The 17,514-nt window shown below is 67.5% G+C and carries 17 protein-coding genes; 8 read left to right on the top strand and 9 right to left on the bottom strand.

Annotated features, from left to right (window positions below; translation table 11 throughout):
• The first annotated feature begins 98 nt into the window (after positions 1–98).
• Positions 99–830 carry a Crp/Fnr family transcriptional regulator gene (locus HTA01S_RS06995; protein ID WP_068168447.1) on the top strand — a complete coding sequence of 244 codons (732 nt, stop codon included), beginning with the start codon at positions 99–101 and terminating at the stop codon, positions 828–830.
• An 11-nt stretch (positions 831–841) separates the two neighbouring features.
• On the opposite strand, the gene HTA01S_RS06990 is transcribed toward HTA01S_RS06995, so the two are convergent.
• From HTA01S_RS06990 to HTA01S_RS06970, 5 genes are all read right to left on the bottom strand, one after another.
• Positions 842–1,324 carry a SixA phosphatase family protein gene (locus HTA01S_RS06990; protein ID WP_068168445.1) on the bottom strand — a complete coding sequence of 161 codons (483 nt, stop codon included), beginning with the start codon at positions 1,322–1,324 and terminating at the stop codon, positions 842–844.
• Between the two features lie 10 nt (positions 1,325–1,334).
• A complete protein-coding gene (gene ppk1, locus HTA01S_RS06985; RefSeq protein ID WP_068168442.1) occupies positions 1,335–3,413 on the bottom strand; it encodes a polyphosphate kinase 1 in 2,079 nt (692 codons plus the stop codon).
• A gap of 74 nt (positions 3,414–3,487) precedes the next feature.
• Positions 3,488–4,606, bottom strand: a complete 1,119-nt coding sequence (locus tag HTA01S_RS06980; protein WP_068168441.1) for a glycosyltransferase family 4 protein — start codon at positions 4,604–4,606, stop codon at positions 3,488–3,490.
• A gap of 52 nt (positions 4,607–4,658) precedes the next feature.
• Complete coding sequence (locus HTA01S_RS06975) at positions 4,659–5,582, bottom strand: UDP-2,3-diacylglucosamine diphosphatase (protein WP_068168438.1); 924 nt, start codon at positions 5,580–5,582, stop codon at positions 4,659–4,661.
• A 128-nt stretch (positions 5,583–5,710) separates the two neighbouring features.
• Positions 5,711–6,577 carry a GNAT family N-acetyltransferase gene (locus HTA01S_RS06970; protein ID WP_068169568.1) on the bottom strand — a complete coding sequence of 289 codons (867 nt, stop codon included), beginning with the start codon at positions 6,575–6,577 and terminating at the stop codon, positions 5,711–5,713.
• A gap of 201 nt (positions 6,578–6,778) precedes the next feature.
• On the opposite strand from HTA01S_RS06970, the gene HTA01S_RS06965 reads away from it, so the two are divergent.
• Genes HTA01S_RS06965 through HTA01S_RS06935 form a run of 7 tightly spaced genes read left to right on the top strand, consistent with a single transcriptional unit; the run spans position 6,779 to position 12,426 of the window.
• Entirely contained in the window at positions 6,779–7,132 is a 354-nt protein-coding gene (locus HTA01S_RS06965; protein ID WP_068168435.1) for an ArsR/SmtB family transcription factor, read from the top strand.
• Positions 7,129–8,439 carry a hypothetical protein gene (locus HTA01S_RS06960; RefSeq protein ID WP_068168432.1) on the top strand — a complete coding sequence of 437 codons (1,311 nt, stop codon included), beginning with the start codon at positions 7,129–7,131 and terminating at the stop codon, positions 8,437–8,439. The genes HTA01S_RS06965 and HTA01S_RS06960 overlap by 4 nt, the downstream gene beginning before the upstream one ends.
• Before the next feature lie 12 nt (positions 8,440–8,451).
• Complete coding sequence (locus HTA01S_RS06955) at positions 8,452–8,964, top strand: ArsI/CadI family heavy metal resistance metalloenzyme (protein ID WP_068168427.1); 513 nt, start codon at positions 8,452–8,454, stop codon at positions 8,962–8,964.
• A gap of 29 nt (positions 8,965–8,993) precedes the next feature.
• Positions 8,994–9,515: an arsenate reductase ArsC gene (locus HTA01S_RS06950; protein ID WP_068169565.1), complete on the top strand. Its 522-nt coding sequence runs from the start codon at positions 8,994–8,996 to the stop codon at positions 9,513–9,515.
• A gap of 5 nt (positions 9,516–9,520) precedes the next feature.
• Entirely contained in the window at positions 9,521–10,549 is a 1,029-nt protein-coding gene (gene arsB, locus HTA01S_RS06945) for an ACR3 family arsenite efflux transporter (RefSeq protein WP_068168424.1), read from the top strand.
• A gap of 27 nt (positions 10,550–10,576) precedes the next feature.
• Positions 10,577–11,227, top strand: a complete 651-nt coding sequence (locus tag HTA01S_RS06940; RefSeq protein ID WP_157572006.1) for a DOMON-like domain-containing protein — start codon at positions 10,577–10,579, stop codon at positions 11,225–11,227.
• Positions 11,224–12,426, top strand: a complete 1,203-nt coding sequence (locus HTA01S_RS06935; protein ID WP_068168418.1) for an exo-beta-N-acetylmuramidase NamZ family protein — start codon at positions 11,224–11,226, stop codon at positions 12,424–12,426. The genes HTA01S_RS06940 and HTA01S_RS06935 overlap by 4 nt, the downstream gene beginning before the upstream one ends.
• Positions 12,427–12,506: 80 nt before the next feature.
• On the opposite strand, the gene HTA01S_RS06930 is transcribed toward HTA01S_RS06935, so the two are convergent.
• The 4 genes from HTA01S_RS06930 to HTA01S_RS06915 all read right to left on the bottom strand — a co-directional run bounded on the left by HTA01S_RS06930 (position 12,507) and on the right by HTA01S_RS06915 (position 17,482).
• Positions 12,507–12,950 (bottom strand): GNAT family N-acetyltransferase, encoded by a 444-nt coding sequence (locus HTA01S_RS06930; RefSeq protein WP_407656099.1) that lies wholly within the window; start codon positions 12,948–12,950, stop codon positions 12,507–12,509.
• A 193-nt stretch (positions 12,951–13,143) separates the two neighbouring features.
• Positions 13,144–14,487, bottom strand: a complete 1,344-nt coding sequence (glmM, locus tag HTA01S_RS06925) for a phosphoglucosamine mutase (protein WP_068168411.1) — start codon at positions 14,485–14,487, stop codon at positions 13,144–13,146.
• Between the two features lie 120 nt (positions 14,488–14,607).
• On the bottom strand, positions 14,608–16,521 hold the full coding sequence (locus HTA01S_RS06920; protein WP_084235920.1) for a type IV secretory system conjugative DNA transfer family protein: 1,914 nt from the start codon (positions 16,519–16,521) through the stop codon (positions 14,608–14,610).
• Between the two features lie 7 nt (positions 16,522–16,528).
• On the bottom strand, positions 16,529–17,482 hold the full coding sequence (locus HTA01S_RS06915; RefSeq protein ID WP_068168408.1) for a lysozyme inhibitor LprI family protein: 954 nt from the start codon (positions 17,480–17,482) through the stop codon (positions 16,529–16,531).
• Between the last annotated feature and the right edge of the window lie 32 nt (positions 17,483–17,514).

Raw genomic sequence — 17,514 nt, 5'->3', positions numbered from 1 at the left:
CACATTTCGTACGAGTGTCAAACTTTTTACAGTGTGTTGATTTGTAACAACTATGCTTTCATTAATTATTGCAATCGTTTGTTTTTTATGAATTTTTTATGAAAAACGTCACACTTCGTCGCGCGCTCAGTTCAGACCGGTGGTATCGCTCCTGTCACAGCGAGCTGCAAACGGCCCTGGTGACCTTGGCCCGCCCCGTGCGCTTGGCCCACGGGGAGGAGCTGTTCCTCCTGGGTGAACACAGCCAGGGTCTGTTCTGCGTGCTGGAAGGTGCGCTGCTGCTCAGCAATGTGAACAAGGATGGCCAAGTGGCCGTGTTGTCGCAGGTGGAACCCGTTCAATGGTTTGGGGAAATATCCACCATTGACCGCGGGCCGCGGCACTTCTCCGCCTACGCCAACGGGGACACCCAGGTTCTGTGTGTCGATGGAGCCCGCCTGGAACCCTGGCTCAATGCGCACCCGCTGTACTGGCGGGACGTCAGCGTGCTGGCCTGCTGCAAGCTCCGTGTGGCCTTGGACGTGATTCAGGAGCCGGCCTTTTTCACGCTGGAGCAACGCATCCTCAAGCGGCTCGAACGCATCGCGTCCGGCTACGGCAGTCGGGTCACGCCCGGGAAGCATGTTCAAGTCCCTCAAGAGGTGATCGCCCAGATGATGGGCGTGAGCCGCCAGAGCGCCAACCGCGCACTGAAAAACCTGGAAGAGGAAGGTCTGATCTCGCGAAGCTACGGCATCGTCGAACTGCACACCGACGCTGACACCTATGACAGATCGTGTGGCGGGCCGACCGCGTCAAGTCCCCCGCAAGACACGGAGCACAGCGCCTGAAAGGTGCCCCCTCAGAGCAGCTCGGGCGTCTGCACCGTCAGCAGCAGGGTCTGCAGGGTTCCGTTGCGTTCGCGCTGGCGCAACCACCAGAGCGCGCCCTTTTTCATCGGGCAGTCTTCTTCGGCCAGACCGAGCAGGCGCGCGATCACGCGGCCGAGCGTGGGTTGGTGGCCGACCACCACCACGGTGGACTTGCCGTGGGGCCACTGCACCAGCTCCAGCAGGGTCAGCGGGTCGCCCTCGGGCCCGAGCTCGTCGCGCAGCTTGAACTTGCGCCCCAGCGCCAGCGCCGTCTGTTCGCAGCGGTGCGCCGGGCTGGCGTAGATGCGCGCGCCGTTGGGCAACTGCCGGTCGAGCCAGGCGGCCATGCGGGCGGCCTGCTTTTCGCCGCGCGGCGTGAGCCGGCGGGCCATGTCCTGCGCATCGCCCTGCGCCCCCCCAAGCGGATCGGGGTGGTCCTGGGCTTCGGCGTGGCGCCACAGAATCAGGTCCATGCCTCGGCTCCTAGCCTTTGCTGCCGTAGCGCGCCATCAGGCTCGCCTGGGCCGAATGCAGCACCGTGCGCGTCTTGCCGGTGCCGGTGATGGCCGCGGGCACGTACCGGCCATCGGGCTGGAGCAGCCAGGCATCCTTGGTGTCGTGCAGATAGGCAGATAAACACTCGTCCATGATGCGGCTGCGCAAGGCTGCATCGGTCACGGGCCAGGCCAGCTCCACCCGGCGCAGCATGTTGCGGTTCATCCAGTCGGCGCTGGCGAGCCAGAGCTCTTCGGCGCCATCGACGCGGAAATAGAACACCCGGGAGTGCTCCAGCAGGCGCCCGATCACCGAGCGCACACTCACGTTGTCTGTCACCCCGGGCACCTGGGCCGGCAGGATGCAGGCGCCGCGCACGATGAGGTCGATCTTCACGCCCTGCTGCGAGGCCAGCGCCAGCGCGCGCGCCAGCGGCTCGTCGGTCAGTGCGTTCATCTTGAGGATGATGCGCGCCTCTTTGCCGGCCTTGGCGGCAGCGCCTGCGGCCTCGACCTTCTCCAGCATCGCCTTGTGCAGATGAAACGGTGCGATCAGCGCCTTGTTCAGCCGGGGCAGGCGGTTCTGGCTCGCCAGGTGCAGAAAGATCTGCTCCAGGTCGGCGGTGAGCGCGTCATCGGCCGTGAGGTAACTCAGGTCGGTGTAGAGGCGCGCGGTGCCGGGGTTGTAGTTGCCGGTGGACAGGTGACCGTAGCGGCGCAACTGACCGTTTTCACGGCGGGTGATCAGCATCATCTTGGCGTGGGTCTTGAGGCCCACCACGCCATAGACCACCTGGGCGCCCACCGACTCCAGCCGCTCGGCGTAGTTGATGTTGGCCTCTTCGTCGAAACGCGCCTTGAGCTCCACCACGGCGGTGACTTCCTTGCCCCGGCGCACGCCCTCGCGCAACAGGTCCATCAGCTCGGACTTGGCACCGGTGCGGTAGATCGTCTGCTTGATGGCCAGCACGTTCGGGTCTTCCACCGCCTCGCGCAAGAAGGCCAGCACGGCGTCGAAACTCTCGTAGGGCTGGTGGATCAGCACGTCGCCCTGCTGCAGTCGCTCGAAATACGACTGTCCCGGGGTGAGCTGCAGCGGCCAGCCGGCGTTGTAGCGCTCGAAGCGCAGCGCGGGTGCGTCCACCTGATCGATCAGCTGGTTCAGCCGCACCAGGTTGACCGGGCCGGGCACGCGGTAGAGCGACTGCACGGGCAGCGCGAACTGCGCCAGCAGAAACGAAGACAGGTACTCCGAGCAGCCGGCCGACACTTCCAGCCGCAGGGCCTCGCCATAGTTGCGCTGCTGCAGCCCCTTGCGCAGCGCGGTGCGCAGGTTCTTCACCTCTTCCTCGTCCACCGCCAGATCGGAGTGGCGGGTGACGCGGAACTGGGAAAACTCGGTCACCTGGCGGCCCGGAAACAGGTCGGACAGGTGCGAGCGGATCAGGCTGGAGATGGAGACGAAGTGGGTCTGTTTGGAGCCCTTGACCGGGGGCATGCGGAAAAAGCGCGGCAGGATGCGCGGCACCTTGACGATGGCGATTTCGTTTTCGCGGCCAAAGGCGTCCTTGCCGGTGAGCCGCACGATGAAGTTGAGCGACTTGTTGGCCACCTGGGGAAAGGGGTGCGCCGGGTCCAGCCCCACAGGCAGCAACAGCGGCTGCACCTCGCGCGCGAAGAAGTCTTTCACCCAGCGGCGCTGGCGCGGGTTGCGCTCGCCGTGGGCCACCAGCTTGATGCCCTTTTTCTCCAGCAGGGGCAACAGCTCGTCGTTGTAGATCGCGTACTGCTGGGCCACCAGCTCGTGCACCTTGGCCGACACCTGATCGTGCGTGGCGGCGGTGTACAGACCGCGCTGCTCGTTGGCCTTGAACGCGCTCAGGTGCGGCGCCATGCGCACTTCGAAGAACTCGTCGAGGTTGCTCGACACGATGCTCAGGTAGCGCAGCCGCTCCAGCAGCGGCACGTCGGGGCGGCGGGCCCAGTCCATGACCCGCTCATTGAAGGCCAGGATGCTATGGTCCCGGTCGAGGAATTGCAGGCGGTTGTTGTTGATGTTGGCGCTCATGGGTTCCGTCAATGGGTACGGCCATGCCCGCCTCGCTTCCCCCAACGATCGGCAAGGGCACGCCTGTTTGACGATTATTCAACGGCGGGATGACGTTTGTGTGACAGTTTGACACGCTTGAGCATCGACCCCTGCGGCGCCGGCGCGCCCGGGCGGGTGCTGCGCGGCGTCGTGGTCCGCTCGGGCGCCACCGCCAGAAACGACACGAACAGCTCGGCCGCCCGGCCCCAGCCGAACAGCAGCGCCCGGTCGCGGGCCTCGTGGCGCTTGACCTTGAGCGCATCCACCCAGGCCTCGTGCAGGTCTTCACGCAGCGCGCCGGCGGCGCTGTCGGCCACCACCTGCAGCGGTCCGTCCACCGGGTAGGCCGCCACCGGCAGGCCGCAGGCCATGGCTTCGAGCATCACCAGGCCAAAGGTCTCGCTGCGGCTGGGAAACACGAACACGTCGGCGGCCGCGTACACCTGCGCCAGCTCGTGGCGCGGCAACACGCCGAGCCAGTGCACGTTGGGGTAGCGCTCGCGCAGGGCCGCCTCCAGCGGGCCGACCCCACACACCACCTTGCTGCCGGGCACGTCCAGATCGAGAAAGTCCCCGATGTTCTTTTCATAGGACAAGCGCCCCACGAACAGGCTCACCGGCCGGGCCAGTTGACCCAGCGGCGGATACACCTGCGCCTCGTCGGCCAGGGCAAACAAGCGCGTGTCCACCCCGTGCGTCCATTCGCGCAGCTGGCCGAACCCACGCTGGCGCAGCATCTGCAGCACGCCCGCGGTGGGCACCATCACACCGCTGCTGGGGCGGTGGAAGTGGCGAAACAGCGCGTAGCCCCAGGACAGCGGAACCCCCAAGGCGGCGTGCAGGATCTCCGGGAACTTGGTGTGGAACGCGGTGGTGAACGCGAGGCGGCGGCGCAGGCAATGGCGCCGGGCGGCCCAGCCCAGCGGGCCTTCGGTGGCGATGTGGATGGCGTCGGCCTGGGCCGCGTCGATCAGCCGCGACAGCCGGCGTCCGGGAAACAGGGCCAGGTCAATGCCCGCGTACCCCGGGCAGGGCCGGGTGCGGAACTGGCCGGGCTGGATCACCACCACCTCGTGGCCGCGGGCCTGCAGCTCGCGCACCAGCTCCACCAGCGTGGTCACCACGCCATTGACCTGGGGTTGCCAGGCGTCCGTTACCAGCACGATCTTCATTCATGTCTCCCCTGTTCCCAATATCCGGTGGCGCGCCCAGCCTGTGCGCCTTTCAGGCGTTGCTGGGTTCGCGCCATGGTTCGTCCGTGGCCTGGACCAGCGCAGGCACCGGCTGCGCCGTGGACGCGCCCCCCGCCGCATGGACGCTCGGGCGCCAATGCACCAGCTCCAGCCGGCCATTCATGTGCTCCACCAGGGCCGAAAGGCTCTCGACCCAGTCGCCGTCGTTGCAGTAGAGCGTGCCGTCGATGCTGCGCATTTCGGGCCGGTGGATGTGGCCACAGACCACGCCCTGGTAGCCCCGCTGCCGCGCCTCGGCCGCCACGGCGCGCTCGAAATCGGTCACGTAGTTCAGCGCGCTCTTGACCTTGTGTTTCAGGTACTGAGAGAGCGACCAGTACGGCAGGCCCAGGCGCGCGCGCAGCGAGTTCAGGTGGCGGTTCAGGCGCAGCGTGAACTCGTAGAGGTTGTCGCCCACGTAGGCCAGCCACTTGGCGCACTGGATCACGCCATCGAAATGGTCACCGTGCACCACCCACAGGCGCTGCCCGTCGGCCGTGGTGTGGACGGCCTCGTTGCTGACCTCGATGCCACCGAAGCTGTGGCCGTGGAACTGGCGCGCGAACTCATCGTGGTTGCCCGGCACAAACACCACGCGGCAGCCCTTGCGGGCGCGGCGCAGCAGTTTCTGCACCACGTCGTTGTGCGCCTGCGGCCAGAACCATTTGCGTCGCAACTGCCAGCCATCGATGATGTCGCCCACCAGATACAGCGTCTGGCTCGGGTGGTGCTTCAGGAACTCCAGCAAGGCGCTGGCCTGGCAGCCCGCCGTGCCCAGGTGCAGATCGGAAATGAAAACGGCCCGGTAGCGGGACCGTTCTCCGCCATCGGCCGGATGCTCGTCGTCGGCATCGGCGCCGATGGGCAGAACCCCAGCCAGCCCCCAACCGCCCAATGCTTCAAAGGTCGTTCTCATCGTGGTTCCTTTGGGATCAGCAAGCCCAGCAGAGCAGAAGTGACTCATCCCAGGGCACCGCCGGGCCGGCTTTGCCGGACGGCCAGTGCCGCCCCCTGGGGGGGTCGCGCGCAGCGCGGCGGGGGGGGTCAACTCCCCAAGAAGTGTTTGCGATAGCGCGCCGGCAGGTCGGCGATGCGCATCAGCATCGGCAGGTCGGCGGCGTTGAAATCCGGGTCCCAGGCGGGTGGGCCCAGCACCTTGGCGCCCAGACGCAAGTAGCCCTTGATCAGCGCGGGCGGCTCCACGTCCAGCGTGTCGTCCAGTTGCTCGATGGGCAGCGGCAGACGCGGGCGCACATGGCAGTCGATCGGGGCCAGGTGTTTCTCTTTCACCTGGCGCCAAATGCTGGCCGCCGCATGACCGCCGCCCACCACACCGTGCGGGCCTTCGTATTGCATGGGGATGCTGGCGCAGCCGATCATGGTGTCGAGCTGGTTGCGCACCATGAACTCGGCCAGCGCGCCCCACAGGGCCATGATCACGCCGCCGTGGCGGTGGTCCTTGTGCACGCAGCTGCGGCCCAGCTCCACCATGCGCTCGCGCACGCTGCGCAGGCGGGTCAGGTCGAACTCGGTGTCGCTGTAGGTGCTGCCCACGCGGCGGGCCTGGGCCGGCGTGAGGACGCGGTAGGTGCCGATCACCTGGCCGCTGGTGGCATCGCGCACCAGCAGGTGTTCGCAGAAGTCGTCGAACAGGTCCACATCGTGGCCGGGCACGGCGTTGGACAGGATGGCCCCCATCTCGCCGGCGAACACGGCGTGCCTCAGCCGTTGGGCTTCACGAACCTCGTCCAGATGCCGGGCCCACGAGACATCGATGCCGCTCCCTGCGGCAGGCGCCCCCAACGCAGGCGCCACCAGGGCTTGTGGCTGGAAATCGGTGCGGGGATGAAGTGACCTCCGTGGCCGGGTGACCGGCGAGAAGTCCAGCGTCGGGGTGGGCAGTTCTTTCATGTTCGGCTCCAGGTTCGGTGCGCCTGCCAGAGGCGCGGTGTTGATTGGGCTGTTGTTCATGAACCTGCATTCTGGGAACCGGGCGTGACCTGTTTGTGGCACTTGCGTGAAGCTTTCATGACATGGCCGACGCACCACAAAAACCCGGAACCAACAGCCCCAGGTCATGGCACGATTCGATATTTCAAGTATTATTGAAACATGGAAATCACCACCCCCCAGGAATCCCAGGCCCTGAGCGCCCTGGCCGCGCTGGCCCAGGTGCAGCGCCTGCGCGCCTTCCGTGCGCTGGTCGTGGCCGGCCCCGACGGCCTCACACCCGGCGTGTTGGCCGAACAGCTGGGCGTGTCGCCCAGCGCGCTCTCGTTCCACCTCAAGGAACTGGCCCACGCCGATCTGGTGAGCGCCGAGCCGCAGGGCCGCCACCTGATCTACCGCGCCAGCTTCGACCGCATGAACGCCCTGCTCGGCTACCTCACCGAACACTGCTGCGCCGGCCAGGCCTGCGAGGTACTGTCGGATGCCGGCTGCACCGACTGCGGGACGACGCCATGAACCTGGCCGACGCCATCAACTTGGGCTGCGCCTGCCAGACCCTGCAGCCCTCACGCCTGCGCGAGCAGCTGGAAACCAGCCCGGCGCTCGGTGGCCTCACCGCGCGCCTGGCCGAGAGCCACCCGCACCTGTTCTCCGCCAGCGCCGTGTTCCTGGACCCCAGGGTGCAGCAGCAGATCGTGCAGGCCGTGCAAACGCTGGAGCGCGTGATTGCCCTGCCCGCCTGGCGCGAACAGGCATTGGCGCGCGCCAACCCCATCGCGGCGCTGGACTGGGGCCCGGCCGGCGTTTTCATGGGCTACGACTTCCACCTCGCGGCCGACGGCCCCAAGCTGATCGAGATCAACAGCAACGCCGGCGGCGCTTTCCTCAACGCCGCGCTGGCCCGGGCGCACCGCGCCTGCTGCACCGGCTTCGAGCCATTGTTCGACCCGACCGATGCGCTGATGCGGCTCGACGAAGTGTTCGTCGCCATGTTCCGCGCCGAGTGGCAAGCGCAGCGTGGCGACGCGCCGCTGCGCAACGTGCTGATCGTGGACGACGTGCCCGGCGAGCAGTACCTGGCCCCCGAGTTCGAGATGGCGCGCGCCCTGTTCGCCGCGCAGGGCCTGATCGCCGTGGTGGCCGATGCGCGCGAACTGCAATGGCGCGATGGCGCGCTCTGGCACCCAGCCCTGCCAGGCGACATGCCGGTGGACCTGGTCTACAACCGCCTGACCGACTTCTACCTGCAAGACAGCGGCCACGATCCGCTGCAGCAGGCCTACCGCGCGGGCGCGGCCGTGGTCACGCCACACCCGCGCACCCACGCGCTGTACGCCGACAAACGGAACCTGATCGCGCTGTCCGACGCCGCGCTGCTCGAAGCCTGGGGCATGGGTAAAACCGACCGCGCCGTGCTGCGCCAGGTGGTGCCCGCCACGCAGCGCGTCACAGCCGACAACGCCGACGCGCTCTGGGCCCAGCGGCGCACCCTGTTCTTCAAGCCCGCCGCCAGCTTCGGCGCCCGCGCCGCCTACCGCGGCGACAAGCTCACGCGGCGCGTGTGGGGCGACATCCTCGCGGGGGACTACGTCGCCCAGACCACGGTGCCGCCCAGCGAACGGCTGGTGTCCGTGGACGGCCAGACCATGCTGCTCAAGCTGGACCTGCGCGCCTACACCTACCGCGGCCAGGTGCAACTGCTGGCCGCGCGCACCTGGTCGGGCCAGACCACCAATTTCCGCACCGAAGGCGGCGGCTTCTCACCGGTGGTGGTGCTGCCGGCCGCCGCCACGCTCCCCGACCCCTTTCCTTTTCAAGCCTGACCGGAGATTCCGATGAAACGTTTTCACGTCCACCTGCACGTCAACGACCTCGACCAGAACATCGCCTTCTACTCGGCCCTGTTCAACCAGCCGCCCACCCGCACCGAAGGCGATTACGCCAAGTGGATGCTGGAAGACCCGCCGGTGAACTTCGCCATCTCCACGCGCGGCGCCAGCACCGGGCTGGACCACCTGGGTTTCCAGGTCTCGTCCGCCGACGAACTCGCCGGCCTGAAGGCCCAGGCGCAGAGCGCCGACATGGCCCTGCTCGACGAAGGAGAAACCACCTGCTGCTACGCACGCAGCGACAAATACTGGATCACCGACCCGCAAGGTGTGGCCTGGGAACAGTTCCACACGCTGGACAACATCCCCGTGTTCAGCGAGGCCCGCGCACCCGAGGCGACCGCCTCGGCCTGCTGCGCCCCCCAGGCCCCGGCGGCGGCCCGGCCCGTGTCCATCCCGGTCGCGGCCGCGCCGTGCTGCGGCCCTTCGTCGTCCGCCCAAGCGTCCGGCTGCTGCTGAGCGCCCCCATCAACGAACCCACCTTCGCCATGTCCACACCGAACCCGACCCTGAACGTCCTCTTTCTCTGCACCCACAACTCGGCCCGCAGCATCCTGGCCGAGGCCGCCCTGAACCACCTGGGCAAGGTCAAGGGCGTGCAACGATTCCGCGGCTTTTCCGCCGGCAGCAGCCCGCGCGAGAACCAGCAACCCAACCCGCTCGCGCTGCGCGCCCTGCAGGACGCGGGCATCTCCACCGAGGGCCTGAGCAGCAAGAGCTGGGACGTGTTCGCGCTGCCCGATGCGCCACACATGGACCTGGTGATCACGGTCTGCGACAACGCCGCCGGCGAGGTCTGCCCGTACTGGCCCGGCCAGCCGGCCACGGCGCACTGGGGCTATGCCGACCCATCGAACGCGCCCGGCAGTGAAGCCGACAAGCTCGCCGCCTTCAAACAGACGCTGCTCGCCATCCACCGCCGGCTGGAGCTGCTGATCAACCTGCCCCTGGCGAGCGTGGACCGTCTGCTGCTGCAACAACAGGCCCGCGATCTGGCACAGAAAGACTGAACACCATGGGACTCTTCGAACGCTACCTCACCGTCTGGGTCGGCCTGGGCATCCTGGCGGGTGTCGGCCTGGGCCTGCTCACGCCCGCCAGCTTCGCGGCGATCGCGGCGATTGAAGTCGCGCACGTCAACCTGATCGTTGCCGTGCTGATCTGGATCATGATCTACCCGATGATGATCCAGATCGACTTCGCGGCCGTGCGCGACGTCGGCAAGAAGCCGCAGGGCCTGATGCTCACGGTGGTGATCAACTGGCTCATCAAGCCCTTCACCATGGCCGCGCTGGGCGTGCTGTTCTTCAAGTACCTGTTCGCCCCCTTCGTGGACCCGCAGTCGGCCAACGAGTACATCGCCGGCATGATCCTGCTCGGCGTGGCGCCCTGCACCGCCATGGTCTTCGTCTGGAGCCAGCTCACCAAGGGCGACCCCAACTACACGCTGGTGCAGGTCTCGGTGAACGACCTGATCATGGTCTTCGCCTTCGCACCCATCGCTGCTTTCCTGCTCGGCGTGACCGACCTGGCCGTGCCTTGGCAGACGCTGCTGCTGTCCACCGTGCTCTACGTGGTGCTGCCGCTGGTGGCTGGCGTGCTCACGCGACAAGGGCTGCGTTCGCGCGGCGGCGAGGCGGCGGTGAGCGCGTTCGTGAAGGTGCTCAAGCCCTGGTCGGTGGTGGGCCTGATCGCCACCGTGGTGCTGCTGTTCGGCTTCCAGGCCGAGACCATCGTGGCCCAGCCGCTGGTGATCGGGCTGATCGCGGTGCCGCTGCTGATCCAGACCTACGGCATCTTTGCCATCGGCTACGTGGGTGCGCGCTGGCTCAAGCTGCCGCACGACATTGCGGCACCGGCCTGCCTGATCGGCACCTCGAACTTCTTCGAGCTGGCCGTGGCGGTGGCCATTTCGTTGTTCGGCCTGCACTCGGGCGCGGCGCTGGCCACGGTGGTGGGCGTGCTGGTGGAGGTGCCGGTAATGCTGTCGCTGGTGGCGCTGATCAACCGCACGCGGCACTGGTTCGTGCCCCAGCCGGCTTGAGCCCCCGCCCCTGCCAGAATACGGGCTGTGACGCCCGACGCCCCCACCCCCGCGCCCTCCCGCCTGCAACTGCCCGCCGCGGCGCAGCCCCTGTTGTGCCATCCGGCTACCCCTTGCGCTCTGAATCTGCGGGTGAGCGTGGCGCTGGCGGTGGCCGGCTCCGAACAAGGCCCCGGCTGGCTGCTGAGCTACCACCTGCGCGGTGAGGTGGGCGGCCTGCGCCTCCCGGAGCCAACGTTGCCAGGCCCGGCCGACGGCCTGTGGCAACACACCTGCTTCGAGGCCTTCGTGGCCCGCGCCGGTGAGTCGGCCTACCGCGAATTCAATTTCTCCCCCTCGGGCCAGTGGGCGGCCTACCGCTTCAGCGCCGAGCGCGTGCGGGACCTGCCGGCCGAAGCCGGACAGGCGCCCGTCGTGCCTGATCTGCAACTGGAAACCACCGAGCACGCCCTGACCCTGCTGGCCTGGCTGCCCCACCACGCCCTGCCCGCGCCAGCGGCGGGGCAGCCGCTGCAGCTCGGACTGACCGCCGTGCTGGAAGACCGCCTGGGCCGGCTCAGCTACTGGGCCCTGCGGCACCCGGGCGCGCGCCCCGACTTTCACCACCGCGACAGTTTCGCCCTGGACCTGTTGCCGCCCCTCTTCGACCCACCCACCGCCTCCCGAGACACCGCATGAAATTCGGCATCGAACGCTTCATCGAAGACCCCGCCCTGCGCGCGCCCCTGGCCGGCCGGCGGATCGCCCTGCTGGCCCACCCGGCCTCGGTCACGCGCGGGCTCACGCATTCGCTCGACGCCCTCGCCGCCCTGCCCGACCTGAAACTCACGGCCGCCTTCGGCCCGCAGCACGGTCTGCGCGGCGACAAGCAGGACAACATGGTCGAGTCACCCGACTACCTCGACCCTCGTCTGGGCATCCCCGTGTTCAGCCTCTACGGCGAGGTGCGCCGCCCCACCGACGCGATGATGGCCAGTTTCGATGTGTTGCTGGTCGATCTGCAGGACCTGGGCTGCCGCATCTACACCTTCATCACCACGCTGCGCTACGTGCTCGAAGCCGCGGCACAACACGGCAAGGCGGTCTGGGTGCTGGACCGCCCCAACCCCGCCGGCCGCCCGGTCGAGGGCCTGACGCTGCGAGAAGGCTGGGAAAGTTTCGTCGGCGCCGGCCCCATGCCCATGCGCCACGGCATGACCATGGGCGAGCTCGGCCACTGGTTCATCGCCACGCTGGGCCTGACGGTCGACTACCGCGTGATCACCATGGAGGGCTGGGCGCCCGACGCGGCTCCCGGTTTTGGCTGGCCCGCCGAGCGCACCTGGGTCAACCCCAGCCCGAACGCTGCCAACCTCTGGATGGCGCGTGCCTACGCCGGCACCGTGATGCTCGAAGGCACGACGCTCAGCGAAGGCCGCGGCACCACGCGCCCCCTGGAGCTATTCGGTGCTCCCGACCTCGACGCCCGCCGACTGATCGCCGACATGCGCCGCATCGCCCCGCCATGGCTGCGCGGCTGCGTGCTGCGCGAATGCTTCTTCGAGCCCACCTTCCACAAACACGCGGGCCAGCTCTGCGCCGGCGTGCAGATCCACGTGGAAGACCCGACCCACTATGACCACACCGCCTTTCAGCCCTGGCGCCTGCAGGCACTGGCGTTCAAGGCCCTGCGGCTGCAGGCGCCCGACTACCCGCTGTGGCGCGATTTCGCCTACGAATACGAACACGACCGCCTGGCGATCGACCTCATCAACGGCGGGCCGGCACTGCGTGAGTGGGTGGACGATCCGGAGTCAAAGCCCGAAGACCTCGAAGCGATCACCAAGCCGGACGAGGCGGCCTGGGAAAAGGAGCGCGAGCCCCACTTGCTCTACTGAGCAACGAGGATCAAAGTTGCAGGATGCGGCGGAACCGGCTTCGCCGGGCCGCTTGCATCGCCCCCTGGGGGGTGACGGGCTCATTCAGAGCCCGGCGCGGGGGGTAACAGTTTCTGAAAAAACTGCGCCGTGCCCATCGCAGGATCGAGCTGGTAACCGGCGTAGCCGATGCGCTGGTAGAGCTTGATCGCGGGCGCGTTGCCCGAGAGCACCTCCAGCGTCATCTTCACCGCGCCGCGCTCGCGGGCGATGATTTCGGCCAACGCCAGCATCTGCTCGGCAATGGCATGCCCACGGTGGCTGGCCAGCACGGCCACGTCGTGCACGTTCACCAACGGACGGCAGGCGAAGGTGGAAAACCCCTCGATGCAGTTGACCAGCCCCACCGGCGCCTCGCCGTCGAACGCCAGCACGCTGTAGGCCTGCGGACGGGCGGCGAGCTCGGGCACCAGGTGCGCCCGGGCAAAGGCGGACAGCGGCTCACCACCGCCGGCCGGGTCGCTGGCATAGGCGTCGAGCAGCATCACCAGCGCGGCCTGGTGCAGCGGGTCGGTGTAGTCTGCCCGCCGCACCGTGATGGCCGACGCGGGTTGCCGGTTCAAGGAGGTTCCTTCGCCCAGCGGGCTTGCAGGGAAGAGGCCCGGCGCGGCGCTCATTGGACGCCCCTCCGTGCTGCGCACTGCGGGGCTGAGCGCCTTCGGAGCGGCCGGGCGGCGCTCACGCCGGCACCTGCGACTTCACGGCCTCGACCAGCCGCTCGGCACACGACTGCGCCTGCTGCGCATCGCGCGCCTCGACCATGACGCGCAGCAGCGGCTCGGTTCCGCTGGGCCGAATCAGCACCCGGCCGGTCTCGCCCAGCTCGGCTTGCACCGCGCGAATCTCCTCGTCCAGGCGGGTGTTGGTCTTCCAATCCTGGCCGGGTTGCAGGCGCACGTTGATGAGCGTCTGCGGAAACAGCGTCACGTCGGACAACAGCTGCGCCATGGTCTGGCCGCTGTCCATGCAGGCGGCCAGCACCTGCAGGGCCGACACCAGGCCGTCGCCGGTGGTGTGGCGGTCGAGCACCAGCAAGTGCCCCGAACCCTCGCCGCCCAGGCTCCAGCCGTGCCGCTCCAGCTCTTCGAGCACGTAGCGGTCGCCCACACGAGCGCGCACGAACTTCACGCCCTTGCGCTTGAAGGCCAGCTCCACCGCCATGTTGGTCATGAGCGTGCCCACCACGCCGGGCACGTCGATGTCGCGGGCGATGCGGTCGGCCGCGATCAGGTACAGCAGCTCGTCGCCATTGAACAGGCGCCCGGTGGTGTCCACCATCTGCAGCCGATCAGCGTCACCATCGAGCGCGATCCCGTAGTCGGCGCCGTGCGCCTTCACCGCGTCCACCAGCGCCTGGGGGTGTGTGGCGCCCACGCCCTGGTTGATGTTCAGCCCGTCGGGCGCGCAGCCGATCCGGACCACCTCGGCGCCGAGTTCGTGGAACACATCGGGAGCGATGTGGTACGCCGCACCGTTCGCGCCGTCCACCACGATCTTCAGGCCCTTGAGCGTGAACAGATGGGAGCAAGTGCTCTTGCAGAACTCGATGTAGCGACCCGCCGCGTCGTCGAGCCGGCGGGACTTGCCCAGGCTGGCCGAATCGGCCCAGGCCGGCGGCTGCGCCAGCATGGCCTCGACCGCCAGTTCCCAGTCGTCGGGCAGCTTGGTGCCCTGGGCGCTGAAGAACTTGATGCCGTTGTCGTCGAACGGGTTGTGGCTGGCGGAGATCACCACGCCCAGGCTGGCGCGCTGGGCGCGCGTGAGGTAGGCCACGGCGGGCGTTGGCACCGGGCCGAGCAGCACCACGTCGACACCCGCCGAGTTGAAGCCCGATTCCAGCGCGCTTTCCAGCATGTAGCCGGAGATGCGCGTGTCCTTGCCGATCAGCACCGTGGGTCGGCTTTCGTGCTGCTTGAGCACCCGCCCCACAGCATGGGCCAGGCGCAGCACGAAGTCGGGCGTGATGGGCGGCTGGCCAACCGTGCCACGTATGCCGTCGGTGCCAAAGTATTGTCGTGTCATAGGGGGAAGAAAGATGGGCGGGCTCGACCGCAAGGGGCAAGGGCCACCCCAGGTGGCCTGGTAGGCATTTTAGGACTTGCCTGCATCGCCCTCCAAGAACCCGGGACGGTTCGGCCCGCCCTACCGCTCCAGCTGGTGCAGCAAGCCATCCACCTCGTGTTGAATCCCCGCCAGCCCGGTGTATTCGCTGGGGGTCGCGGGCATGCGCTGGCGATGCGCCTCGTACTGCTGCGCCAATGAGGACTCCACGCTCTCCTGCACCACTGGCGGTGGGGTCTGCGGCATCGGATCGCGGGTCAACACGGGGTCGGCCCGGGTGTGGGGAACCGGGGGCTCGCTGCCCGGCAGGGTCAGCAGCGGCACCGGCACCTTGGGCAACAGCCGCTCCTTGAAGGCCGGGTCCTGGTAATACCGGATCTTGTCCGCCATCACCGGGTGGGCCATGCCCTCGACGAGCAGAATCTCCTTGTCGTCACCCATGGCCTTGAGCTCCTGCGGCAGCATCAGCGCGCGGCGCTCGTCGCTCTCGCTGCGCGTGTAGCTGCTTTCGCGCGACCTGCTGCGGCTCACGCTGTCCTTGCGCATGCTGGTGTAGCCCAGCATGTCGCTGTATTCGTTGGCATCGTGCTGTTCGCGCGGCGCAAAGATGATCTGCAGCGCGTGGTTGGTCATGATGGTGCGCGCATGCTCCTTGCCGTAGGTCGACTCCAGCTGCGACAGGCTCTGGACGATGGGCATCAGGCGCAGGTTGTAGCCAGCCATGAAACTGACCGCACTGGCGATGATGTCCACCCGGCCAATGCTGGTGAACTCGTCCATCAGCAGCAGGCACTGGTGCCGCAACGCCGGGTTGGCCTGGGGCAGCTCCTTGGTGTTCTGGTTGATCAGTTGGCTGAAGAAGAGGTTAAGCATCAAGCGGCTTTCGGCGAGCTTGTTGGGCTGGATCGCCACGTAGATGCTCATCTTCTTCTTGCGCACGTCGCGGATGTCGAAGTCGTTGGCGCTGGTGGCGGCGTCCACCACGGGGTTGAGCCAGGGGTTCAGCGGCTCCTTTAACGTCCCCATGATGCTGGCGAAGGTCTCGTTGGCCTGCCCCAGCAAGGTGGCGAACGCCGCTTTGGCGCTCGGACTCAGGTGGGGCCAACTGGCGAGATCGGCCAAATAGGCCTTGATGTCCTGGCCCGCGCGGCCGGACGCCAGGCGGTAGAGCGCCCCCATGGTGGGCGCTGGAGGGCGCTCCCCCTCCGAGCCGAAGAAGCGGGCCAGGTAAGCGGCCTGCTCGAACGCGTAAAGGGCGAACGCGACAAAAGCGTTCTGCGCCTGGTTGGCCCAGAACGGGTCCTTGTGCAGGTCCGTGGCGGGGTACAGCATGGCCGCGATGCTCTGCACATCGCTGACCCGGAAGTTCGGGTCATCGGACACATAGCCCAGCGGGTTCCAGCGGTGGGTGCGCAGGTCTTCCGCGAAGGGGTTGAACAGGTAGACCTCCTGTCCGTAGCGGGCGCGAAAACCACTGGTCAGATCGAAGTTTTCCTGCTTGATGTCCAGCACCACCACCGAGCCCTGGTAGCTCAGCAGGTTCGGAATGACCAGGCCCACGCCCTTGCCCGAGCGGGTCGGTGCGGCCAGTATGGCGAACTGCTGCCCGTTGAAATACAGGTACTTGCCGTCCTTCTTGCCCACCACCAGCGCGGTGTCCGAGGGCGCCAGCATCTTGCGCTGGCGCAGGTCGGCCATCTGGGCAAAACGGGCCTCACCGTACAGGTTCGGGCGCTGTTTCCTCAACACCAGCACCAGTGCTCCCAGGAGCGCCAGCAACGGCAGGGCAAAGCCCATCAGGCCGCTGGACTGCACGGTTTTCCCGAACTGGGGGTGCGCCGAATGGGCCCACCAGTACGCCGGGTAGCTGGTCAGGCCCAGCTCCTCCAATGGCAAACCGAGGCGCCAGAACAGAATCAGGCCACTGAGGTAAGCGCCACCAAGGCAGAGCGCCAACAGCACGGCCGCCAGGAACATCAGCCGGGTCTGGCGCATGATCCGCTCACTCCTTCTGGCTGGACAGCCGCGCCAATTGCACCTTGTACTGCTGGATCTGCGAGCGCGACAGGTCGTAACGACAGGCCTCGATCGCCGAGTTGAACAAGGGCGCAGGCAGGGCCTGCTCGCGCACGAACAAGGCGCAGCGTGCGTTGCGGTAGCGCAGCCAGGTCGCGTGCGAGATGGCCAGGTTGCGCGAGAAGGCCTGCACGTAGTCGCGGCTCTGGTTCTGCTGCAGCAGCTGGCGCTGGGCGCTGCGGTATTCGCGCACCACGTCCTGCATCTCCTTGTCCGCTTCCAGCCTCGACTTGCGGCAGCCCAGCAACTCGGGGGTGGGCCCCTGGCAAGCCTGATCGGCCGGGGCCTGTGCCCACCCGGTGCCCTGCCCCAGCTGGCGAACCCATCGGGCCGCCTGGGCGGAATAACAATGGGTTTCCTGGGCGGTGTGCCCGGCCTCGACGGCGAAGCGTAACCGCAGGCAACCCCGGCCGGCCGGCATCAGTTCGCCCAGATGCGACAGTGGTTCGACCGCCACGAAGGTGCGGGTCTGCGGTTCGTACTGGTACAGCACCGACACGGGCATCTGGCTCTCGGGGGCCAGCAAGCGCACCACCGCGAAGTCCTGCCAGCCATCGCCGTTGGCGTCCCAGAACTTCAACCACTGCCGACCATCGAGGTGGTCGCGCGGCAGCTCGAACGCATGCGGTATGGCCTGCAGCTCCTTGTCGCCCTGACTCACCACCACAAAGCCCGCGCCATAAAACTGATCGTCACCGTCGGCGCTGTCGTCAAACACGAAGTCGAACCGGTGGGCCTCGCTGTCTGGCGCCAGCTGAACCAGCATGGGCTCCAGACCCCGATCCACCATCTTTTCCAGCCCGGCGCAGGCGGTCAGCCAACCGCCCACCAGGCCCACGCCGACCCAGCGGCACACCATCCACCAGCCATTCTTTTTCATCACTCCAACTCCCTCATTTCACGTTCACACGA

It is taken from the genome of Hydrogenophaga taeniospiralis CCUG 15921 (assembly GCF_001592305.1).
GTDB classification, from domain to species: domain Bacteria; phylum Pseudomonadota; class Gammaproteobacteria; order Burkholderiales; family Burkholderiaceae_C; genus Hydrogenophaga; species Hydrogenophaga taeniospiralis.
The sequence above is the reverse complement of the archived record's forward strand: the minus strand, read 5'-3'. Positions and strand labels throughout refer to the sequence as shown.